General features: G+C 60.7%; 15 protein-coding genes. 10 read left to right on the top strand and 5 right to left on the bottom strand.

Features of this window, described 5'->3' with window-relative positions:
- Positions 1-39 precede the first annotated feature (39 nt).
- The 3 genes from ACFQY0_RS19625 to ACFQY0_RS19635 form a co-directional block, all read right to left on the bottom strand.
- Positions 40-993 carry a PstS family phosphate ABC transporter substrate-binding protein gene (locus ACFQY0_RS19625; protein ID WP_379716182.1) on the bottom strand — a complete coding sequence of 318 codons (954 nt, stop codon included), beginning with the start codon at positions 991-993 and terminating at the stop codon, positions 40-42.
- Between the two features lie 186 nt (positions 994-1,179).
- Positions 1,180-2,406 (bottom strand): porin, encoded by a 1,227-nt coding sequence (locus ACFQY0_RS19630; RefSeq protein WP_379716185.1) that lies wholly within the window; start codon positions 2,404-2,406, stop codon positions 1,180-1,182.
- 118 nt (positions 2,407-2,524) lie between these two features.
- On the bottom strand, positions 2,525-3,790 hold the full coding sequence (locus tag ACFQY0_RS19635) for a porin (RefSeq protein ID WP_379716188.1): 1,266 nt from the start codon (positions 3,788-3,790) through the stop codon (positions 2,525-2,527).
- Positions 3,791-3,972: 182 nt separating this feature from the next.
- Between ACFQY0_RS19635 and ACFQY0_RS19640 the strand changes: the two genes are divergently transcribed.
- From ACFQY0_RS19640 to ACFQY0_RS19665, 6 genes are all read left to right on the top strand, one after another.
- The gene (locus tag ACFQY0_RS19640) at positions 3,973-4,665 is read left to right on the top strand and encodes a response regulator transcription factor (protein ID WP_379716191.1); all 693 of its coding nucleotides are present in this window, start codon (positions 3,973-3,975) and stop codon (positions 4,663-4,665) included.
- Between the two features lie 12 nt (positions 4,666-4,677).
- The gene (locus ACFQY0_RS19645) at positions 4,678-6,117 is read left to right on the top strand and encodes a sensor histidine kinase (RefSeq protein WP_379716194.1); all 1,440 of its coding nucleotides are present in this window, start codon (positions 4,678-4,680) and stop codon (positions 6,115-6,117) included.
- A 111-nt stretch (positions 6,118-6,228) separates the two neighbouring features.
- Positions 6,229-6,756, top strand: a complete 528-nt coding sequence (locus ACFQY0_RS19650) for a DoxX family protein (RefSeq protein ID WP_379716197.1) — start codon at positions 6,229-6,231, stop codon at positions 6,754-6,756.
- Complete coding sequence (locus ACFQY0_RS19655; protein ID WP_379716200.1) at positions 6,753-7,832, top strand: efflux RND transporter periplasmic adaptor subunit; 1,080 nt, start codon at positions 6,753-6,755, stop codon at positions 7,830-7,832. The genes ACFQY0_RS19650 and ACFQY0_RS19655 overlap by 4 nt, the downstream gene beginning before the upstream one ends.
- A 26-nt stretch (positions 7,833-7,858) precedes the next feature.
- Positions 7,859-10,993 (top strand): efflux RND transporter permease subunit, encoded by a 3,135-nt coding sequence (locus ACFQY0_RS19660; RefSeq protein WP_379716203.1) that lies wholly within the window; start codon positions 7,859-7,861, stop codon positions 10,991-10,993.
- Between the two features lie 25 nt (positions 10,994-11,018).
- Positions 11,019-12,422, top strand: a complete 1,404-nt coding sequence (locus ACFQY0_RS19665) for a TolC family protein (protein ID WP_379716206.1) — start codon at positions 11,019-11,021, stop codon at positions 12,420-12,422.
- Positions 12,423-12,440: 18 nt separating this feature from the next.
- On the opposite strand, the gene ACFQY0_RS19670 is transcribed toward ACFQY0_RS19665, so the two are convergent.
- Positions 12,441-13,712, bottom strand: coding sequence for a hypothetical protein (locus ACFQY0_RS19670; protein ID WP_379716209.1), 1,272 nt, complete (start codon positions 13,710-13,712; stop codon positions 12,441-12,443).
- A gap of 128 nt (positions 13,713-13,840) precedes the next feature.
- Here ACFQY0_RS19670 and ACFQY0_RS19675 point away from each other — a divergent pair, with 128 nt between their 5' ends.
- Positions 13,841-14,998 carry a hypothetical protein gene (locus ACFQY0_RS19675; RefSeq protein WP_379716212.1) on the top strand — a complete coding sequence of 386 codons (1,158 nt, stop codon included), beginning with the start codon at positions 13,841-13,843 and terminating at the stop codon, positions 14,996-14,998.
- A gap of 7 nt (positions 14,999-15,005) precedes the next feature.
- Here ACFQY0_RS19675 and ACFQY0_RS19680 read toward each other — a convergent pair whose 3' ends face one another.
- A complete protein-coding gene (locus ACFQY0_RS19680) occupies positions 15,006-16,265 on the bottom strand; it encodes a hypothetical protein (protein ID WP_379716214.1) in 1,260 nt (419 codons plus the stop codon).
- A gap of 180 nt (positions 16,266-16,445) precedes the next feature.
- Between ACFQY0_RS19680 and ACFQY0_RS19685 the strand changes: the two genes are divergently transcribed.
- The 3 genes from ACFQY0_RS19685 to ACFQY0_RS19695 are packed head-to-tail and all read left to right on the top strand — an operon-like array spanning position 16,446 to position 22,173.
- Positions 16,446-17,858, top strand: a complete 1,413-nt coding sequence (locus tag ACFQY0_RS19685; protein ID WP_379716217.1) for an efflux transporter outer membrane subunit — start codon at positions 16,446-16,448, stop codon at positions 17,856-17,858.
- Between the two features lie 7 nt (positions 17,859-17,865).
- Positions 17,866-19,038, top strand: coding sequence for an efflux RND transporter periplasmic adaptor subunit (locus ACFQY0_RS19690; protein ID WP_379716220.1), 1,173 nt, complete (start codon positions 17,866-17,868; stop codon positions 19,036-19,038).
- Between the two features lie 18 nt (positions 19,039-19,056).
- The gene (locus ACFQY0_RS19695; protein ID WP_379716223.1) at positions 19,057-22,173 is read left to right on the top strand and encodes an efflux RND transporter permease subunit; all 3,117 of its coding nucleotides are present in this window, start codon (positions 19,057-19,059) and stop codon (positions 22,171-22,173) included.
- Positions 22,174-22,550: the final 377 nt, after the last annotated feature.

The raw sequence follows: 22,550 nt of genomic DNA on the forward strand, positions 1-22,550 counted from the left end.
AGTCGAGGGATGTCCGGGCAGGCTTCCAAATGGCTCGAATTACTTCGAAAGCGAATCCACCACTTCCTGCGCCAATTCGGCGGGCATGGGGTAATAGCCATCCTTCTCAACAATCGTCTGGCCTTCCTTGGAAAGGACATAGGTCAGGAACTGAAGCGGAGCGGCGGGAAGCGCTTCACCCGGCTTCTTGTTGACGTAGACGAGGAGAAAGCGAGCCAGTGGATAATCACCCGAAAGCGCGTTGTCATAAGTTGCATCAAAGAACTCACCACCTTCGCTCGAAAGCGGCAGCGTGCGCACGCCCGAGGTCTTGTAGCCGATGCCTGAGTAGCCGAGGGCATAGATATCACCGCCAACACCCTGCACCACCGCCGACGAACCGGGTTGCTCTTTCACCGTTGCCTTGAAGTCACCCTTGCCGAGCACGTTCTCCTGGAAGAATCCATAGGTGCCGGATGCGGAATTGCGGCCGTAAAGCGAGATCGGGCGGCCCTTCCAGGCATCCATTCCGAGCTGACCCCAATCCGTGATGTCGTCGCCACCACGCTTGCGGGTGCTTGAGAAAATCCCGTCAACCTGCGCCATGCTGAGCCCCTTGAGCGGGTTGTCCTTGTGAGCGAAAACGGCGAGCGCATCAATTGCCACTCTCACTTCCGTTGGCTTGTAGCCGAACTTCTTTTCAAACGCGTCAATCTCCTCGGCCTTCATGGGGCGGCTCATGGGACCGAACTGGGCCGTGCCTTCCATGAGGGCTGGCGGTGCCGTGGAGGATCCCTTGCCTTCGATTGAAATGGTGACGTTCGGATAGGCCTTCTTGAAACCCTCCGCCCACAGGGTCATCAGATTGTTCAGGGTATCGGAACCAACCGATGAGAGGCTTCCGGAAACACCACTGACGGGCTCGTAAGTGGGAAGGGCTTCATCGATGTGTGATTCGGCGGCGCTTGCCACAGCTGCGGTGGCAGCGAGGATGCTGATAATGAGACGATTCATGATTTCCTAGCGTTGTTTGTTTTTGTGTGAATTCAGGGACCACGTCCAAGACGGGCTAGATGGACGGATAAAGCGGTTAGTCTGACCAACAGGGCTTGGTGACGACAACGTCACCAAGCGGACTCCTTATAGTTGCCGAAGTTGTCACTCGGCGGCATTCTTCTCGATGGTGGAACGGACCGATGCTTACCAACTCAAGCGGAGCCCGGTCGTCCAGTTCCAGCCTCTGAAGGCGCCACCATTGTTGGCGGTATCCTGCATATCGATGTACTGGAGGCCCGTCTGGATCTTCAGCTTGTTCCCATAGAAATAGTAGTTCAGTCCGACATAGCCTTCCTGATACTGATTCCCCCGCTCCCCATTCAGAGCAACGTTGTCATACTGGGTATTGAAGCGCACGCTGTCCGGACCGTCACCGTCGATGTAGGTGTAGCGACAGACTGCCTGCAGCTTGTCCGTGATGTCCCAATAGGGCATGACCACCACTCCCCAGACATCAGGTTGACCAAGAAATCCATCACCATGCGCCAGATCAGTACGAAGCCCGTAGCAATCCTTCGCATATTCAAAGTTGAGTGAGATCACTTGACCAAAGGAGCGGTTCGAGAAAAGCGCCGGCCGCGAGGGAGTGGTCTCGTTATACATGTAGTCCAAAGCCAACATGGCTTTCTCGGAACCGAGCTGCTCGGAGAGATCGTATCCCAACGACGCCATCCAGGTCGAACCCGCATTGAACTCGCCGAATTCCTTATCCGCTTCACCCTGCGAGTATCCACCGACCTGATAGTGCCAGTTCCCCTGCTTGCCTCCAACGCTCACCCCGGGGAGATATTCGTAAGTGTACCAAAGATTCCCCGACAACGCGTTTCGCTCAAGCGTGAGCAACTCCTTTGAGGATGTCTTGCCATCCAGCGTGAAGCCCATCCCCTGCTTGCCCACCTTCAATCCGAAGGCCTCGTTCGGACTCCAGCCCACATAGGCATCGGTCAACCGGGTATACATCGGATCAATGTCAGGATCGAAGTCAGCTTCCGAATGAAGCGTGAAGTCTTCAAATAACGTCGCCTTCAGTCCCATTCTCCACCGCCGGGTGTTGAAATCCTCATAGCTCAAATCCTTCGAAGGGCCACCAACCAGTGAACCGTCGCCCTGCACGGTCGCGTAGTCGTACTGAAACCGCCCGGTGAAAGCCAACTTCTGAATGACCGGATTCTCGTCATTCTCGTAAAGTGTCGCGAGCCCCCAAATCTTGTCGTAGAGCGATGCCGACTCGGACGCTTCAAGGATTTCAGGGGCGGGAGTGCCCGCGAAGCCTGCCGGAGCCGCTATCGCCGAAATCAACAATTTCGTCACCTTTCCTGAATGGATTCCAGAGATCCGCCAGCCATCAAATTCCCGGTTCAACTTGTTCATTGTTCGCGTCTTGTGAAGATTCCGCACCAAGAATTGGCTGAGAACGGGGCGAAGATGTCACAACCAGCCGATCGCTCTAGGCAGCTTTTGTGACGCATTTGTCACAAAACGAACCGACCTAAAAGAACGTCTGAAGTCCGAACCAGTAGGTGAACGCCGAAAGCTCTCCGTCGACGCCAGCTCCTGGAATGTTCAACCAGTCATATTCCAATCCACATTGCACTTTGAGATGGCTCCCACAGAGCCGGGTCGTCACCCCGGCATATAGGGAATGCATCGCATCGCCCCGCCCCACATACGTTGAAAGATCCACCGACGGACCATGGACCCTTCTGATGTATCGACTGTTCACGCTGCTTCCCCGGTCATTTTCCGACCCCTGATACTGATAACGAAGCACCCCCTGTAGCCTGCCCTCGACGATCCAGTAGTAAGGCATCACGACCACACCCCAGAAATCGCCCTGACGCCTCGAAAGCAGCGTCCCGCTTGAGGGACCTCCGTTGTCGCCGTAGATTCCATCCACGATCAGTCCCCACCGACCATCCGAATACTCACCAGAAACCGAAGTCGCCCACTTGTATCCCCACAAGCTGTCCTCTCCACCCAGCACATCGGCATCATTGTAGAGAACGTCCCAGGTGAATGCCCATTCCTTACACGCCGAGTAGCTCACGCTGCTGTAGTAGGCGACTCCTTCCGTCCAACTTCCGAGAAAATCGACATTCCCACCAATCCGGGTTCGAGCATCCGTGCTGAAGATTCCAAGCGTCGCCGTCCAGTCACCCTTGGCCGCGTCAATACTCAAACCTGTGGGGCGATAACCGCCATACACCTTGTTGGATACGGCCGATCTCTCCACGGTCGGCAGGTTGTTCGACGAACGGTGTCCCTCGTGCGAGAAATTGAATTTCTGGCGTCCGTAGCTGATCGCCAGATCATCCACCCCTTCGACACCAAACGCCTTTCCGATGTCAAATGAAAGCACCGCGATATCGAAATCCTCGTAGCCCCATCCGAGTTTGCGCCCGCCGGGCCAAGGCAAGAGATTGTTCCTCGCATCATCGACCATATTCACACCCGCGTTGGCGGAAAAGAAATTGAGGAACTTCAACCCCGCCCCGAGCCGGAAGCGGCGCACTTCCGTATAGTCGTCACTGAACTCGTAATGGTTCGCGTCTCGCCCCTGCAGGTAGGCGGCCTGCCAATGAAATCGACCGGAAAGCTTGAACTCCTGAATCCAAGGATCCTCGGCATCCTTGTGCAGCATCGCCAAGCTCACTACATCCTTGCAATCCACTTCCAATCCACCGGCATCATCAGCCAGGAGACTGCCCGGAGCGCTCAAAACCCCTCCGATCAGACAGCCCAGAGGCGATAACAAACTCGAAACTCCCTTCATTCCCAGTCACTTGCCTAAATCCACGAGGCCAATCAAGCAATCCGAACATCGTGAAAAAATTCGGATCAGCTCACCCATCGAACGCCCATCGATCATCATGAAGCGCGCTCGGAGAGCACCTTTGCTGCCAGATTGCCCGACTTCTGCAAGTATACCTCGCCTCCATGAAGATTCTGATCGTCGAAGACGACGCCAAAACCGCTCAGGCCATCCGCTCAGGTTTGAAGGCGGAAGGCTACGAGGCTTTCGTCGCTCTTACAGGAAACGATGGGTTCGAGCGTCTCAGCAGTGAAATCTTTGATCTTGTGGTGCTCGACTGGATGCTACCCGGAAAGGATGGAATTTCGATCCTTCAATCTCTTCAGGACCAGGCCACCAAACCACCGATTCTTCTGCTCACCGCGCGTGACCACATCGACGACCGAGTCCTCGGCCTCGATAACGGAGCCGACGACTATTTGGTCAAGCCCTTCGCATTCGCAGAGCTTCTCGCTCGACTACGGGCACTCCTGCGCCGAAGCGGGCGGGAAGAAGTGCTGCAGCGGAATGTCGCCGACCTCGCGATCGACCTTCAGGGACGTCGCGCTTGGCGCGCGAATGACGAAGTCATTCTCACTCCCAAGGAGTTCGATCTCCTCGCCTACCTCATGCGCTTCAGCGGCCAGATCGTGACACGAGAAATGCTGGCCCGCGAAGTCTGGCGCGAACCCAATCGGTCAACTCCGCTCGACAATGTCATCGATGTCCATCTCGCCCGACTCCGAAAAAAGATCGACTCCGAAGGTCATACTCCACTCGTTCAAACCGTTCGCGGTGTGGGATTCGTCCTCCGCAGCACGAACGACAACGCCCGCTGAAATGCCATCGACATGCCTAGCAGCAACGCTCACCCCCAACTCCCCTCCACCAGCCCTTGGTGGAGGCGCCGCTCGCTGAAGCTGCGGCTCACCGCGAGCTTCTCGATCGTGGCCAGTGTGGTGATGCTCGGGCTGATCCCGATCGTCTACGTGCTGATCGAGCGCCAGCTGCGGCTCGAGATGGACCGCCAGATGAAGATCGACTGGAGCCTGATCGAAGCCCACCTCGAATCCGATGGCGTGGACCGGGTGGAGTGGCGGAAGGAAAGTCCCGCCAGCCCGGAAAGCCCGGGCTACGCCGAGACCTGGTTCGATGTCTGGGCTGCGCAGACGAGCCTGCTCAGCCACTGGCCTGCCGACGGAGTTCCGATCTCCGAGCCGCCCTACCGCAAGCGCCCGAAGTCCGATCGGCCTTTCTACAACCTGGTCCTGCCCGAGGGCATCCCGGTGCGCGTGTTTCAGAGAAATGCGAACATCGACGGCCTGCGCACCACCTTGCGGGTCTTCCGTGACCAGTCCGGCCTGCATGAGACGCTGCGCCAGATCATGATCGGCCTCGCCCTCGGCTTTCCCATCGCCGTGCTGCTCGCCGCGGCCGGCGGCTACCTGATGGCCGGGCGCACGCTGCGTCCTCTAACAGCAATGACCGAGCAGGCGCAGCTGATCACTTCCGATTCGCTGAGCCGCCGCCTTCCGAACCCGAACCCTGAAGATGAGCTCGGCCAGCTCGCCAGCGTTTTCAATCGGACCCTGGAGAACCTGGAGGCGTCCTTCGATTCACTCAAGCGCTTCACGGCCGATGCTTCGCATGAACTGCGCACGCCTCTAACAGCCTTGCGCAGCGTCGGCGAGATCGCCCTGCGCGAAGCCGGTGATCCTGAGAAGCAGCGCGAGACGATCAGCAGCATGCTCGAGGAATCCCAACGGCTCAACGATCTGATCGATACCATGCTGATGTTCGCGCGGGTGGAAAGCGGACGCGTCGCCGTCGACCTGAAGCCCATCTCCCTTTCCGAACTCACCGCCACCGTCTGTGATAGCGTGGAAGTGCTCGCCACGGAGAAAGACCAGCGAATGGAACTGGAAGTCAGGCCCAATGTTCGCGTCAGCGCCGACGAGATCCTGCTGCGCCATGCGCTGATGAACATCCTTCACAATGCGATCCGCTACAGCCCGGAACTCAGCACGATCCAAGTCCGCTGCCTTGAAGAAAACGGCGACGCGATCATCGAGGTGAAGGACCAGGGACCGGGGATCGCCGCCGAGCATCAGAGCAAGGTCTTCGAGCGATTCTACCGGATCGACCAGGCGCGCTCGCGAGCGGAAGGCGGCGCGGGTCTCGGACTGGCGATCGCCAAGCTCTCCGTCGAACGGATCGGCGGTCGCATCGAACTCGAGAGCAGCCCCGGCGAAGGCTGCCTGTTCCGCTTCGTTTTCCCGCCCGTCGCGTGAGGAGAGCGGCGGGAGGATTCTTTCACTTTTCTTCCTGAATAAATCTTAAGACTTCCGAGGTGGTGGAATGTCCGGGCGAGACCAAGTCTCTGCTCGAACCTCGCGCCACCCATGCCCACCACCGATCACGAAGCACCCCGTCAAAGTGCCCCTACACCCGCAGCGAAAGCCTCGCCTTTCCGCAACGCGCTGCGCTCAAACGCCCCGGCGGCGACGCTGCTCATCCGCGTGATGGTCGGTGGCGTCTTCCTCTCCGAAGGCATCCAGAAGTTCCTCTACGCCGACGATCGCGGGGCCGGTCGCTTTGAAAAGATCGGCATCCCTTCCCCGGAGATCCTCGGACCTTTCGTCGGCTCGATGGAGATCGTCTGCGGCGCGCTGCTGCTGCTCGGACTGGCCACGCGCTTCGCCGCGATCCCGCTCATCGCGATCATGCTGACCGCGCTCTACACCACCAAACTCCCGATCCTGATCGGCGAGGAATTCGGCGGCTTCTCGCTGCGCCCGCTTTCCCGCTACGGCCTGCTCAGCATGCTCCACGAGGCACGCACCGATCTCTCCATGCTCCTCGGTTCCCTCTTTCTTCTCATCACCGGCTCCGGCCCGTTCTCGCTCGACGCCAAACTCACACGCTCATGAAATCCACCCTCTGGCTTCTCGCCGCCACCCCGCTCGCCGCTAGCCCCGTCGCTACCGCACCTGTCGAATCCCGTGATCTAACACGTCAGACATCACAGCCCGCCATCGCGGAAGCACTGCACGTCGCCGACCTCGGCTCGATGGTCACCGGCTACGTCCGCAGCGTCTCCATCGACATCGGGGATCGTGTGAAAAAAGGCCAGACTCTCGCGACCATCGCCGTCCCGGACTACGAGCAACGTCTGCTCGCGCAGAAAGCCGAAGCCCGCCGGATCGCCACCGATATCCATGCGGTCCAGGCACGACTGAATGCCGTCCAGGCCGAGAGCGATCGCGTCTTCTCGCTGGTGAAAAGCGGCACCGTCACTTCGAAGGCCGGCGACGAAGTCCGCGAAAGGCTCGAAGCCGCCAAGGCCGACCTGGATTCCGCCGAAGCCGAACTCCAGTCCGCCGAAGCCCGCACCGCGGAGACTCAGGCGATGCTCGATTACGCGACGATCAAGGCGCCCTTCGACGGCCTCGTCACCGAGCGCTCGCTGGATCCCGGCGACCTCTTCACCGCCGCCGGCAAAGCGGGCGCCGATGGCTCCGCGCTGATCCGGATCGCCCGCACCGACACGCTGCGCGTGGTCCTTCACCTGCCCGAGCGCGATGCCGTGTGGGCCGATGTCGGCGACGCCGCGACGCTTGCCTTCGACGCGCTGCCCGGTCGTGAATTTGAAACCACCATCGCCCGCACCGCCATCGCCCTCGATGGCAAGGCCCAGCGAATGAGGGTCGAATTCGACCTGCCGAACGCCGACGGCAAGATCCCGCCCGGCCTCTTTGGCCGAGCCACGATCACGCTCGAAGAACGCGCGAACGCCACTGTCATTCCCGCCGACGCGCTGCGCCTCACCGCCGATGGTCCGATGGTCTACCTCGTGGAGAACGGTCGCGTCCGCCATCAAGCGGTGAGCATCGGTCTCGATGAAGGCTCCACCCTCGAGGTCACCGAGGGACTCAAGGGCGGCGACCTCATCGTCACCGGCCGCATTGAACGTCTTGCCGACGGTGCCGAAGTCGAAACCCGCTGAAACCTTCCTTCTTTCCACGCACTCGAATGAACCGTCTTGCCCTGCGAAATCCTTTCGCCGTCCTCGCCGCCGTGCTCGCCCTCGCCCTGCTCGGGCTGGCCGTCTATCCGCGGATTCCCGCCGACATCCTGCCCGATTTCAAGAAGCCCGTCATCATGAGCTTCTTCTCCTATCCGGGTCTCCCGACCCAGGAGATGGAAGGTTCCGTAACCTCGCGTGTGGAGCGCGCGCTGACCCTCGCCGGCGACCGCGAACGAATTGAATCCCGCACCCTTCCCGGTGCCTCGATGCTCAAGGTCACCTTCAACGCCGGGGCCGATCCCTCGACGGCGATGAACGACATCTTCAACTACGAGTTGAGCGACATGTTCCACCTGCCGCCCGGCATCGAGTTCCCCTTCACGCTGCGCAGTGAACCGGCCAACCTGCCCGTCATGCTCGGCGCGATTTCCGGCGAAGGGCTCGACGAAATGGAGCTGCACACGATCGGCTACTATGCGGTCCGTAACAAGATGGGCGGACTTCAGGGCGTCCAGATTCCCCACCCATTCGGCGGAAAGTTCAAGCAGGTCATGACCTACATCGACCCGGCGAAACTCGAGGCCCACAACCTCGCCTTCACCGATGTGGTCGACGCCTTGCGCGATGCCAACGTCGTGCTCGCCGGCGGCACCATGCAGGTCGGCCAGATCGACTACCAGCTCCACCCGATCAATACGCTGGAGACCATGCAGGACATCGATGAAGTCGTGGTCGCCGAACGCGACGGCCAGTTCATCCAGATCAAGGACCTGGGAAAAACCGTCACCGACGCCGCGCTCCAGTACAACATCGTCCGCGTCAATGGCGTGCGATCCGTCTACGTCCCGATTCTGCGCGAACCGGGAGAGAATACGATCCAAGTCGTCGACCGCGTGCGTGAAGGCATCGCCAAGGAGATCCCTGCGATGAAGCAGCGCGGCGAGATTCCGGAAGCCGTCCAGGTCGACCTCGTCAGCGACCAGTCCGCCTACATCCGCAAGGCCATCGCGGGTCTCCAGCTCACCGTCGGCATCGGCGCGCTGCTGGTCGTCGGTGTGGTCATCCTTTTCCTCCGCCGTCTGCGCCCGGCCATCGCGATCCTGATCATGCTGCCGCTGGCGCTTCTAACAGGCATCCTCGGTTTCTACTTCACCGGGGAAACGATCAACGTGATGACCCTCGGCGGTCTCGCTCTCGCGATCGGCACCGTCGTCGATGCCGGGATCGTGGTCGTGGAGAACATCGTCCGCCACCGCGCCATGGGTAAGGATGCGATCACCGCCGCCACCGAAGGCACCGAGGAAGTCTCGCTGCCGGTGCTCGCCGGGACGCTGACTACCCTGGTCGTCTTCGTCCCCGCGATCTTCCTAACAGGAATGATCCGCTTTCTCTTCATTCCTCTCTCGCTCGCCGCGGTGATCACCATCGCCGCATCCTATATCATTGCCATGACGGTGGCTCCGGCATTCTGCGCACGCTTCCTCGGCAAGCAGGAGAAAGGCACGGTGCCATCGAGTGAGGAGCTCGACGAGTCCGTGCCCGAAGGCAGCTTCGCCAGACTGCTGCGCAAGGTCGTCCGTGGCGGCCTGCTCAGCGTCGCCGCGATCGTCGGGGCCGGAGCGGCCTGCTTCCTGCTGGTGCCGACGCTTGGCAGTGAGTTGTTTCCCGATGTCGATGCCGGCACCTTCGAAGTCCGACTGAAGACCATTCCGGGCTCGAAACTCGAGCGCACCGAGGAGGTCGTCAAACGTCTTGAGAGCTCCATCAAGGAAACCATCGGCGAGAAGCACATCGAGACGATCATCGCCAACATCGGCCTGCCGGTTGGCAAAGGCGCGGGATTCTCGACGATCCTCAGCTCGAACGCCGGACCCGACACCGCCTATCTCATCGTCAATCTAACAAGCGAAGGTCGCTCGCGAGGCACCATGTCCTATGTCGAGGAACTGCGGGCCAAATGGAAGACCGACTTCCCCGACGAGAAGTTCCTTTTCGTCACCGGCGGCATCGTCAACGCCGCGCTCAACGAAGGCTCGCCCGCTCCAATCGACATTGAGATCAAGATGAAGGATCTTGAGATCGGACGCCAGGCCGCCGAGACGATCATCGCTGCCGTCAAGGACGTGCCGGGCGCCGCCGACGTGCAGCTTGCCCAGGCGCAGGACCTGCCACAGCTCGACATCAAGGTCGACCGACTCAAGGCCGCGCGCTATGGGCTTTCCCAGGACGATGTCGCCAAGACGGTGCTTTCCGCCTACGGCGCGAGCACCGGCTACACGCAGCTCATCTGGATCGATCCGGCCAGCGGCAAGGACTTCTTCATGGGCGTGCAGCTCGGCGACAACCGTGCTGAATCGCTCGAAGAACTGCGCAACCTGCCGCTGCGCATTGAAACCGAAAGCGGTCCCTCGACGATCCCGCTCTCGCACATCGCCGAGCTCAAGCGGGTGCTGATTCCCGGCGAGATCGCCCACGCCGATATCGGCCGCGTGAACAACGTCTACGTCAACATCGAAGGCCGCGACCTCGGCTCCGTGGTGAAGGACGTCGAAAAACGGCTCGCCGAAATCGAGCTGCCCGACGGCGTCACCGTTTCCCTCCAGGGGCCGGTGCTGACGATGCGCGAAGGCTCGGAGGAAATCGGGCTCGGTCTGATCATCGCGACCGTGCTGGTGTTCCTCATCCTGATGGCTCAGTTCAAATCGATCACCGATCCGCTGATCATCCTGCTGGCCGTCCCGCTGGCACTCGCCGGTGCGGTGCTCGCGCTGTTCATCACCAATACCACGCTCAACATCCAATCGCTGATGGGTTGTCTGATGCTGATCGGCGTGGTGGTCAACAACTCGATCCTGCTGGTCGGCTTCGCCAACTCGGAACTCCACTCCGGCAAGTCACCGGTCGACGCCGCCGTCGCCGCCGCGCGGGTGCGGGCCCGTCCGATCCTGATGACTTCACTGACCCTGGTGGCCTCGATGGCGCCCTTCGCCTTCCAGCTGCTTCCGGGCAACGAAGCGATGATCCCGCTCGCCCGCGCCGTGATCGGCGGAATGATCGTCTCCACCGTCCTGACCCTGTTCCTGGTTCCCGCGGTCTTTGCGCTCGTGAAACGAAGCCCGACCGCCCCGCAGCCCGCCTAAACCCACACCGAACCCAACCACTCCCATGCGTTTCATCTGCCTCACTGCAACTACGGCACTCACCGTAGCTCTGACCTCCTGCACCGACTTCGCCACCTCTACCGACCCGGAGGCGCCCGCCTCCCTGTTCTCGGGAAAGGGTCACTCCCCCGTGCCGAGCGAAGGCACCTATCCGATCGACCTAGAGACCACGCTCAAGCTCGCCGCCGGTCGAAATCTCGATCTCGCCATCGCCATCGAGAAGTCCAATGCCGCCGCCGCGCGCTCGGACCGCGCGGTGCTGTCACTGATCCCTGACCTCGCTGTCGGTGCCTCCTTTGCCAAACAGAACGGGCTGCTCCAGGACACGCTCGGCACGCCGGTGAATACCAAACGGGTGAGCGATTCCAGTGGTCTCGGCACGGCTTCCGGCGTCCCCGGGCTGTCGCTCGATCTGCCGCTGAGCCGAGCGATCTTCTCGCCGCTCGCCGCTCGTCAGGACCGCGCCGCCGCCGTGGCCGCCGCCCAGGCGCAGGAGCATCAGATCTTCGCCGACGCGGCTGCCGCCTACTACGAACTCGTCCGCGCCCGCTCCTCCCTGCAGCTCGCCCGCGAGCTCGAGGGTGCCGCCGGCCAGCTCGCCGATTCCACCAAAGCCTTCGCCGCCGCCGGTGAGGGGCTCGATGCCGATGCCGAACGCGCGATGGCGACCCACCTGCTGCGCAAGGGACACACCGCCCGCGCTGAAGCCAACCTCATCCGCCGCTCCTCGGCACTCGCACGAATCCTTCATCTGCCGCCGTCCCTAACACTGGTCCCGACCGACAAGTCCGTCGCTGCGACCGAGCTCGTCGATCCTGACGAACCGGTCGCCCGGATGGTCGCCACGGCGCTGAAGTTCCGACCAGAAAGCGCGCAGATGCTCGCCGAAGTCGCCGCCGCTGGCAACCGGCTCACCGAGCAGAAGGTCAAGCCCTTCCTGCCGAACGTTTCCGCCGGATACTCGAACTACGAGTTTGGTGCCGGTCAGGGAAGCTCCGTGAGCCGCCGCGATGACCGCGATGAAGTCACCGCGATGATCTACTGGAAGCTCGAAGGCCTCGGCTTCGGCAACGCCGCCGCAGCACGGGAGCAACAGGCCGAACTGAAACTCACCCGTCTCAAGGAGGCGCGCACTCTCGACAACATCGCCAACGAAGTCGCCGCTGCCCGCGCCGAGACCTACGCCCAGCGCGCCCGCATCCCGATCGGACGACAGGCGGCTGGTCACGCGAAGAAGTCCTACGAGCTCACCACCGCCCGACTTCAGGAAGCGCAAGGCCTGCCGATCGAAGCCCTCGCTTCCATCCAGACCCTGGCCGAGGCGAAGCAGGCTGAAGTCGACTCCGTGATCGATTACAACATCGCCCAGCACCGCTTGCTCGCGGCTCTCGGCCATCCTTACCGATAGAACGTTGACGAAAGATTTTCAAAAAATCAGGCGCGTCGAAAACCAGGCGGTTAGCCCCTCATAGATCCGCTGATCCCGGGATTTCATCCGCTCCCACTCCGCGCCGAAGAGCATCGTCATGTGCTTGGGGATAATCGTCCACACGACACCCGCATAGAGCGATTCATGAAAATCGCCGGCTCCGAGCGCCAGTTGCGGAATGCCTTCGTTCGCCGGCAGCCCTGCTTCCCGCGCATAACGCGATGGCATGCCCACCCCGCGCGGGGCCTCCGAAGCCATGATCTCGTAACGCAGCACGCCTTGCAGCTGGCCCTCGATCAACCAGCAAAACGGCATGATTCCGAAGCCATAGAATGCTCCACCGGACAGGGAGTCCGGCCCTTCGTTGCTACCCAGCGCTGCACTCATCCTCAAGCCCCATCGGTCGTCGGCCAGACGCATCCATGGCGTCACCACCCATTCCCAGACCGAATACCGTTCCTCCCGCCCCTCGACATCCTGCCAAGCGGCTCCAAGGGCCACCGTCGCCTCATCCATTCCCCAGCATTCGGAGAAATCATGTCGCCATCCGCTCACCAGCACCGTGCCATCGTCCCAGTTGCCAAATTCCGCGGACGTGTCGGTGGTGAAGAGCCCCAGCGAAAACTGATCCTTGGCACGTCCACCCTTGATCCACGCCCCGGTGATGCCCGTTCCGGCACGAAACGGTGCCACTTGATTGGCCAGAGCGGAACGCTCGACTGTTAGAATCGCGTTGATCGAGGTATCCACCTCCTCGTTCAACTCGATCAGCTTTCTCTTTCCGTAAGCCACCGACATGGATTCCACGCCGGGCAGATCCACCAGCTTCAACAAATCGAGCTCGGTCCAGGCTTGGAAGATCGAGAAGTAGTCCACCTCCACTCCGCCGCCAATCCGGCCCTCATCCTCCACCATGTTCAGATGGGCGAGGAAATCCACCGCACCCAGCGCCCGTCCCTTGACCGTCGCACGGACCCGCCGCCAATCCGCATCACGTCCATACCAGAAATCGCGGCCGCCCGAACTTCCATCCACAAACGCCGACTGAAAGTGCGCGTAGCCGCCAACCTGGAGCGACTGGACCCATCTGCCCTCTGCATCATCGACGAGCACCCCTGAGTCCCACGGAATTCCCTTCCACCAATCCCCATCCGAGGCCACCAATCCCGAACTCAGCAGGATCTGGCTAGCCGCTGCAAAAAGAAGCACCCTCACGCCTGCTAGAAAACCTCTTATGGCTTTCGATTTGAAGCCTGCTGTCGGATCCACGCAGCAATTCGCACGATTTGCGCAATATCATCTCTCTGCTTCGAAAGATCCGTAAGGAAGACTCCTCGCATCCTTCGCTTCCGAGCGTTGCCTATCGCATGCATTCCCGATAGGATGCCCTTATCCTGATGTCGTTCCACCAACACACCGCTCTCATCGTTCTGCTCACCGCAGCGAGCTTGCAGGCAGAGAATCTCTCGGAGATCGAAGAGGACAGCCCCCTCGATGCCGACAAGTACTCGCTAGCGGACCGCATCCGCCTCTCTCTCGGCGGGAGCCTCGACGTTCTGGGAATGACGGCCTTTGGCAGCGATGGGGGTGATACCGCGCTCGGCACCGATTTCACCCTGCGTCTCAGCAAACCGATCCTCCTGCCCGTCGTCGACGAAACCCTCTCCTTCCATGCCCGCGTCCGCTACCGGAGCGCCATTGGTCCCACCGCCCCCTCGGCACTGGGTAGCGAAATCGGAGCTGCCTGGGGGGTGGTCGATGGCTTTAACGACGCCGGTTTTGAGGTCCCCGATTTCTATTTCAGCCAGCTGATCCCCTCCAAAAATATTGAGATCCGCTACGGACAAATGGTCATCGATTCCCAGTTTGATGGCCAAGGCGTTGGAGGCGCAAAGGAGACATTCCAAAACCGTGCTTTCTCCGCCCATCCCGCGGCCGCCTTCCCCCGTCTCGGTGCCGGACTCACCATTGCTTGGGATCCGGAGAACGCTTGGGACTTCGCATTCGGTGTGACGACGGTCCAGGGAACGGCCAGCAGCGAGCAGGTGGACTTCACCTTCAACTCGAGCGATCTCTTCACGGTCGCCCAAGTTGGATACGAATTCAGGCCGAAAAGCGAGGGACTGCAGCGCTTGCAAATGGCAGTCTGGCACTCGGACGCGGTGGAAACCGATGATCCTAACAACGTTCTTGGCAGCGGTCAGGGGACGAGCATCACCTACGAATACTCGCTCACTCCGCCAGACAGCGAGAACGAGATCACCGGCTTTACCCGACTCGCCTGGGCTTCCGGTAGCGCGACTGATGCAAGTTTCCTTCTCGTCAGCGGTGCCATCACCGACATCTGCCCCCGCAATCACATTGGCCTGGGTGCCGGCATCGGACGGGGCGAAGCCAATAAGAACTGGCAGGGCGTGATCGAAGCGTTCTACCGCTACAAATTCCAAAAGCACGGTGAAGTTTCACTCAACGCCCAACTTCTCGCCGGCCAGGGTTTCGTCGACGACAGCGCCATCCGCATGATCATCGGCGCGGGTGCCCGCGTGTCCTTCTGATTGCCTATCACTTGGTGTAGACCACCTGCCAGTTGGCGTCGGCAAATCCCGCTGCCGCCGCTTCGCTCATCTTCCCGGTGATCAAGAGCCGCTTTCTCGCACCTGTAAGGTCATCGCGCCGGGCGAACTCCGCCACTTGCTGAGTCCAGGAAACATAGTCAACCGGCGCAGCGATCTCCAGATATTCGTCGGCCGTTAGACCGCCTGGCAATCGACCCAGAAGCTTCACTTCAAGGTAAGGCGCCGTCGCGTGACGCGCCGCAAGCTGTTTCAGCGCCGTGAGAAAGAAGTCGGCTTGACCGTGCTTTTCAAGTGCCGCGACCGCAGTCACCACATCGACACGCCCCGGTCCACCAGGCATCTGGTTCAAAGTGGTGAGAATTCCATGGCGAAGCGAAATCGTCAGCGCCGGATTCATGAACACGGTGTCAATCGTAGGTGCCGGCACCCCCATCGCAATCATCATATCGCGATCCCTCAGCGCCAGCTCGCTCGGAGTCACATCATAAATTTCCGTCGGCAGTCCCACGGTTTTCGTCGCAGTTAGAGCCATCGATGCACCACCGGATGCCACCGAAGCGCCGATCCGCAAAGGCAGCCCTCCCGCAAAAAAGGCCCAGGTCACCTTGTCCATCTCCTCCTGGAGACGCTCGTTGTCGGAGTAGGGATCCACTCCAAGCTGACGGGCGGTATCAAGCTTCGCCTTGTCATAGCCCGCCACGCTTTTTGCCGCATTTCCCGCACCACGACCCGCAGCAGCCCACTCCTCACTGCTCATCTCGCCGTCCGATTCTTCACTCTTTTTGCCGACCTTCTTGGCCGTGCTGCTGATCGAGTTTCCGACCTTGCTGAAAAAGTGCCCGACCGTCTTCGGCAGCTGTTTCACCGATTCCTTCGGATCCTCCACGATGTTCTTCACGGCATCGATGGGTGCCTCCACCGAACGTTTCACCCCTTCAGCAAAAAGATCGCTCCGGCTGACCTGAGTGAGCTTCGCAATCGCAGCAATCTCCTGAATCCGCTGGTCCACCTGCCGCTCACCTGCGCACTCGAAAACACCAAAGTCGGAGTCGATCGTGAAATGGGTCATGTAGCCATCACTCGGAGCGGAATCCCGCACCCGGAAGTGCGGGCCTTGCATTTCATCAGCAGAAAGAATCTGCGATGCCGAAAGCACCGGGGGAATTTCATACGCCTGGGGCACTTGGGCGGCCACGCTCATCACCAGGCCACTCGTCACGGCCAATCCAGAAAGAATACTTTTCATGGACTCTTTCTTTGTCCGCAATCCCCTCATGTCAAGCGCTCCACCCGCCACCCTTGATAGAAGGTTCGACATCCGGCGACCTCAATCCTAAGTTCCTGCAGGCGCCCAATGACAAAATCTGATCCCAGCACCTCGTCACTTTCGTTGAAATCGCGCATCCATCGGTTTTTAGCCATCCCCATGAGCATTCTGATCCCCGGCTGCATGGTCGTTGGGACCGATTACACCTCACCGGCCACGATCACCCCGGACGCTTGGCATCAATCGCTCACCTCTGACCTGAATTCCGGCTCATCTTCACTTGAAGAATGGTGGACCCGCTTCAATGATCCGACCCTCAACCGGCTCATATCCACCGCCCGCGAGTCCAACCGGGATCTCGCCATTGCCTTCGAAAGAATCACCGAAGCCCACGCGGCACGTGGGATTGCCCGCAGCCAGCTCTTCCCGAGCCTCGATTTCAACGGCGGCGTCTCCCGTGGCCGCACCAGCGAGAACATCGGCAGCCCCTCACCTCCCGCAGGAAAAACCAGCGACTTCTGGGCCACCGGAATCGACGCGGGATGGGAAGTGGATCTCTTCGGCGGCGTGCGCCGCTCGATCGAGGCCGCCGATGCCACGGCAGAAGGAGTCGAAGAAGTCTATCGCGATACCCTTGTCAGCCTCTTCGCCGAAGTCGCCTACAGCTACATTCAGATCCGTACCCTCGAGGAACGGATCCGGCTTGCCGACAGTAACATCAAAAACCAGCAGGACTCGGTCAACCTAACAACCGACCGACTCGAAGCCGGGCTTTCTCCGGAGCTTGATGTTTCCCAGGCCACCACCAACCTTGCCAGCACCAAGGCGGTGATCCCCAGCTTGCGCAATCAACGCAACATCGCCCTGAACCGGCTCGCCACCCTCATCGGGCGCTACCCCTCGGCAGCCGAGACTCTGTTAGGTGGCTCCAAAGGCATTCCCCAGCCATCACGCAGCGCTGGCATCGGCATCCCGGCAGACCTCGTGAGAGCCCGTCCGGACATTCGAGCCGCAGAGCGCAGCCTCGCCGCGCAAACCGCCGCCATCGGCGTGGCCGAAGCCGATCTCTTCCCTCGCTTCACCCTCAACGGCACATTCCAACTTCAAAGCGACACGGCCTCCAGCCTGCTCGCCTCCCAGTCCAGGACCTACGGATTCGGGCCAAACTTCAGCTGGAACATCTTCAGCGGCGGCCGGATTCAAAGCCAGATCAACATCGAGGACTCACGCACCAAGCAAGCCTACTACAACTATCAAAGCACCGTGTTGAAAGCCGTCGAGGAAGTCGAGAACGCGCTTTCCTCGGTTTCCAACGAACGCGATCGCTACTCGGCACTGAACGACGCCGTGATCGCCTCGGCGAAGACGGTTTCACTTGTGCAGGACAACTACCGCGAAGGCCTGATCGATTTCCAGAACGTCCTCGATGCCCAGCGCACCATCTTCGCCAACGAAGACGAACGCGCCATCTCCGAAGGCCAGATTGCCGCCTCCTACGTCGCTCTCTACAAGGCACTCGGCGGCGGCACCCGGATGAAACCCGGTGAGGTCGCCAGCAAAGACAAGTCCTAGAACTTCCGTGAAACCCCTCACCATTCTTCTCCTCTTCACGCTTCTTGTCGCCTGCGAGAAGAAGCCGCAGGCCGTCGCACCCCAACCGCTACCCGTCACGGTGGCCAATCCGGAACGCCGCGATGTGGTCGTTTACAAGAAATTTCCGGCCACCCTCGAAGGCAGCGCCGAAATCGAAATCCGCGCACGGGTTCAGGGAATCCTCGAGAAAGCCAACTTCAAGGACGGCGACCTCGTTGAAGCCGGCACCGAGCTGTTCGTCATCGAACCCGAACCCTATCAACTCGCCGTAGAAGCTGCAGCGGCCGATGTGCGCCGCGCAAGATCCAGCACCGAACTCGCCGACAAACGCTATCAACGCGTGAAGAAAGCCGGCGAAACCCGCGCCGTCTCCGAGATCGATGTCGAAATCGCTTCCGCTGAACTCGCCCAGACCGCTGCCTCGGTCGCCCAGGCAGAGGCCCAGCTCGAGGAGGCCAAAATCAACGCCAGCTACACCACCATCAGCGCTCCTGTTAGAGGCCGCATGTCGCGCAGCCTGGTCGACCCCGGCAACCTCGTCGGAGCCACCGAGTCCACCTTGCTCGCAACGATCATCGACGACTCCCAAATGCGCGCCTACTTCGAGGTCCCCGAGCGCGCGATGATCAAGTATCTCGGCGAACGTGCCCTCGAAGGCGGTGTCGAACGGTTCGCCGACAAGGCCATCCGCCTCGAACTCGCCGACGGCTCGATTTACGACAAGCCCGGCAAGATCGACTTCATCAACAACCAGATCGATCCCTCCACACGCACCGCAAAGGTCCGTGCGGTTTTCCCCAATCCCAATGCCGAGCTCTCGTCCGGCCTCTACGGCCTCATCGGCTTTCCCGCCGGGCCCGATCCCAATGACACAAGCAAATCCGAGGCCCTGCTCGTACCATCCACCGCCATCCTTCGCGACCTCGGAGGAAGCTTTGTATGGATCGTCGATGAGACGAACACCGTTCGGCGAATGGGCGTCACCGTCGGCGACTCCGTCGAGACCCCCTCAGCCAAACCCGGCCAGGCCCTCCACCACGAATCCGTCATCATCGAGGAAGAAGGCGGACTCAGCGAATCCCACCGCGTCATCGTTTCCGGCCTCCAGCGCGCCCGTGAAGGCGCGGTCGTGGCCCCCACCATGGTCACGGATCACTGATCACCCGGCACTTCCTCCATGTTCAGCCTCTTCTTCATCAAGCGTCCGATCTTTGCGGCGGTCATTTCGATCGTGATCGTCGTCCTGGGTGTCGTCTCGCTGATCAGTCTTCCCATCGCACGCTACCCGGAACTGTCTCCGCCCACCATTCAGGTGTCGGCCGCCTATCCCGGAGCGGATGCGAAAACCGTCTCCGAAACCGTCGCCGCCACCATCGAAAAGGAAGTCAATGGCGTCGAAGGCATGATCTACATGTCCTCGGTCAACGGCAACGACGGCAGCATGAACCTGACCGTCACCTTCGAGCCCGGCACCGACCTCGATACCGCCAACGTGCTCGTCCAGAACCGCGTTTCAAAAGCGGAGCCACGACTCCCCGAGGAGGTCAAACGCACCGGCGTCTCGGTGAAGAAGCGATCAACCGATGCCGTGATGTTCGTCGGCCTGAACTCGCCGAACGGCACCTATGACGCGGCTTACCTTTCAAACTACGCAACCCTCCGATTGCGCGACGATCTGTCCCGCGTCGCTGGCGTCGGCGATGTGACCATTTTCGGGGTCGGCGAGTTCAGCATGCGTCTCTGGCTGGAGCCCGATCTCCTCCGTGCGCGCAATCTGGCGGCCTCCGACATTCTCACCGCCGTCCGGGAACAGAACATCCAGGTCGCTGCCGGACGAGTCGGCGCCGCACCCGCTCCGGAAGGCACCGCCTTCGAATACATCCTCTCAACCCAGGGCCGCCTCAGTGAAGTCGAGGATTTCGGAAATGTCATCGTCCGCACCAATCCGGACGGCGGCACCATCCGCTTGCGCGATGTCGCCCGCATCGAACTCGGCTCCGAAAGCTACTCGATCTCCTCACAACTCAACGGCAAACCCTCGGCCACCATGGCGATCTATCAGATCCCCGGCTCGAACCTGATCGATGTGGCCGACGGCGTTCGCAGCAAACTCGAAGAACTCGCCGCCGCCTTTCCCGACGACGTCACCTACAACGTCGTCTACGACTCCACCGATGTCATCAACGCCTCGATCAAGGAGGTGATCATCACCCTCGCCGCGACCCTCGTACTGGTCGTGCTCACCGTTTACATTTTCCTGCAGAACTTCCGGGCGACCCTCATCCCCACCATCACCATCCCCGTCTCGCTGATCGGCACCTTCGCCGTGATGCTGGCGATGGGATTTTCACTCAACGTTCTGACCCTCTTCGGCCTCGTCCTGGTCATCGGCATCGTCGTGGACGATGCCATCATCGTCGTGGAGAACACCTTCGTTCACCTCGAAAAGGGACTTTCCGGCAAGGAAGCAGCCGCAGCCGCGATGAAGGAAGTCTCCGGTCCGATTGTCGCCACCACCCTCGTCCTGCTCGCGGTCTTCGTGCCCACGGCCATGATGTCGGGCATCACCGGCACGATGTTCAAGCAATTCGCCGCCACCATTTCCATCGCCACGGTCTTCAGCTCCATCAATGCACTGACCCTCAGTCCGGCACTGTGCGGTATCTTGCTCAAAGCGAGCCCGAAAGAACCCAGCGGCTTTTTCAAATGGTTCAACAAGTCACTCGATGTCTCTAACAAGGGCTATCGCGGGATCGTTCGCGTCGCCCTTCGATTCTCGGCGATCGGCGTCCTGCTGTTCCTCGCCATGACCGGCAGCTCGCTCAGCGGACTCGGCAGCCTCCCCACGGGATTCGTGCCGCAGGAGGACGAGGGCTACTGCATGATCGCCGTCCAGCTACCGGACGGCGCCACCCTCGACCGCACCCGGGAAGTGATGGCCAAGGTCGAGAAGATCGTCGCCAACACGGAGGGAACCAAGGACTGCCTCGCCATTTCCGGCTACTCGGTCATCGATGGTGGAGCCTCCGCCAACACCGGCTTCTGCGTGGTCACTTTCGACCCATGGGAGGACCGCAGCGAACCCAGCCTCCAACAGACCGCCCTGCTTCAGAAAATCCAGCGCTCACTCGGCTCCATCCAGGAAGGCGGCGCCTTCGTCTTCCCCATGCCCTCCCTACCCGGCGTCGGCGTCTCGGGCGGATTCACTTTCATGCTTCAGGATAAGGATGGGGTCGGACTGGATCAACTTCAGGCCATCGCCGCAGAACTCATCGCCAGCGCCAACACCGATCCCACCCTCACCGGCGTCCGCACCACCTTTCGCGCCAGCGTGCCGCAGATCTATGTCGATATCGATCGCGAACAGGTCAAACGCACCGGCACCTCGATGACCGCAGTCTTTGACACCCTCCAGATCTACCTCGGCTCCGCCTACGTCAATGACTTCACCCTCTTCGGCCGCGTCTTTAAAGTAACGGCCCAGGCCGACTCGCAGTTCCGCGCCGAGCCGGATGACATCAACAAACTCCAGCTCCGCGGTTCGGATGGACAAATGATCCCACTGGGTGCCGTCGCCACCCTCAGAGACGTCCTTGGACCGCAGAACATCACTCATTTCAACATGCTTCCCGCCGTGAAAATCCTCGGCAATCCCAGCGTCGGGAGCAGCTCCGGCCAAGCCATGGCCACCATGGAAACCCTTGCCGACAGCACCCTTCCCGCCTCGGTCGGTTACTCCTGGTCCGACCTGTCATTTCAGGAAAAGCAGGCCGGCACCCAGCTCGGCGCCATCTTCGGCTTCTCCATTCTCATGGTTTACCTCGTCCTCGCCGCCCAGTACGAAAGCTGGACGCTTCCGATCTCCGTCGGCCTCTCGGTCCCAACAGCCCTGTTAGGTGCTGTCATCGCTCTGAAAATGCGAGGCATGGACAACAATGTCTACTCTCAGATCGGGGTCATCCTGCTGATCGCCATGTCGACCAAGACCGCCATTCTTCTCACCGAGTTCGCCAAGATCAAACGCGAGGAGGGCATGAGCATCTTCGACTCCGCCATCGAAGCCGTCAGACTCCGCTTCCGCGCCGTCATGATGACGGCCCTCTCCTTCGTCCTCGGAGTCATTCCGCTGCTCATCGCAGCAGGAGCCGGAGCGGAATCCCGCAAAGTCCTGGGCACCACCGTCTTCGGCGGCATGATCGCCGCCACCCTGATCTCCCTCGCCGCCGTACCGATGCTCTACTACGTCGTCCAGCGCATCAGCGAAGGAAGGAAGAAGGACGCCCCAGCAGAGTAGCCGGGAGGCTTTCGTCCACCCACCAAATCGCAGATGAGCCGGGGTCCGGAGACCATTCGCACCTACTGTGTTTGCCGTAGCCACCCCGGCCCGTAGCCACCCCGGCAAACGCAAAATGCTGACCTCGGACCCATGCAAAAACCCCGGTGAGTCACGAGACCAACTCCTCGACCCCAATGCTCGAAAATCGGGACCGACCCGAATGACTTCGGCGTCAGCCAATCTAAGGCGAAGCCCGGACGTGCACCGTAACTACAGCGGGTTTTCGATGAAGTTTCCGAGCTGCCCAAATCCCAACAGCAGCGCATCCTCGGCACCGTCGAGGACATGCTCATTGCTCAACGGGCCAAGGCATCCTGACATCACCGCCCAAGCCG

This window comes from Haloferula chungangensis (genome assembly GCF_042664875.1).
Classification (GTDB): domain Bacteria; phylum Verrucomicrobiota; class Verrucomicrobiia; order Verrucomicrobiales; family Akkermansiaceae; genus Haloferula; species Haloferula chungangensis.

Excerpts from the sequence above, each read along its gene's own strand:
- ACFQY0_RS19625 (WP_379716182.1), bottom strand. The coding sequence starts at position 993 with ATGAATCGTCTCATTATCAGCATCCTCGCTGCCACCGCAGCTGTGGCA.
- ACFQY0_RS19630 (WP_379716185.1), bottom strand. The coding sequence starts at position 2,406 with ATGAACAAGTTGAACCGGGAATTTGATGGCTGGCGGATCTCTGGAATC.
- ACFQY0_RS19640 (WP_379716191.1), top strand. The coding sequence starts at position 3,973 with ATGAAGATTCTGATCGTCGAAGACGACGCCAAAACCGCTCAGGCCATC.
- ACFQY0_RS19645 (WP_379716194.1), top strand. The coding sequence starts at position 4,678 with ATGCCTAGCAGCAACGCTCACCCCCAACTCCCCTCCACCAGCCCTTGG.
- ACFQY0_RS19650 (WP_379716197.1), top strand. The coding sequence starts at position 6,229 with ATGCCCACCACCGATCACGAAGCACCCCGTCAAAGTGCCCCTACACCC.
- ACFQY0_RS19655 (WP_379716200.1), top strand. The coding sequence starts at position 6,753 with ATGAAATCCACCCTCTGGCTTCTCGCCGCCACCCCGCTCGCCGCTAGC.
- ACFQY0_RS19660 (WP_379716203.1), top strand. The coding sequence starts at position 7,859 with ATGAACCGTCTTGCCCTGCGAAATCCTTTCGCCGTCCTCGCCGCCGTG.
- ACFQY0_RS19665 (WP_379716206.1), top strand. The coding sequence starts at position 11,019 with ATGCGTTTCATCTGCCTCACTGCAACTACGGCACTCACCGTAGCTCTG.
- ACFQY0_RS19675 (WP_379716212.1), top strand. The coding sequence starts at position 13,841 with ATGTCGTTCCACCAACACACCGCTCTCATCGTTCTGCTCACCGCAGCG.
- ACFQY0_RS19680 (WP_379716214.1), bottom strand. The coding sequence starts at position 16,265 with ATGAAAAGTATTCTTTCTGGATTGGCCGTGACGAGTGGCCTGGTGATG.
- ACFQY0_RS19685 (WP_379716217.1), top strand. The coding sequence starts at position 16,446 with ATGAGCATTCTGATCCCCGGCTGCATGGTCGTTGGGACCGATTACACC.
- ACFQY0_RS19695 (WP_379716223.1), top strand. The coding sequence starts at position 19,057 with ATGTTCAGCCTCTTCTTCATCAAGCGTCCGATCTTTGCGGCGGTCATT.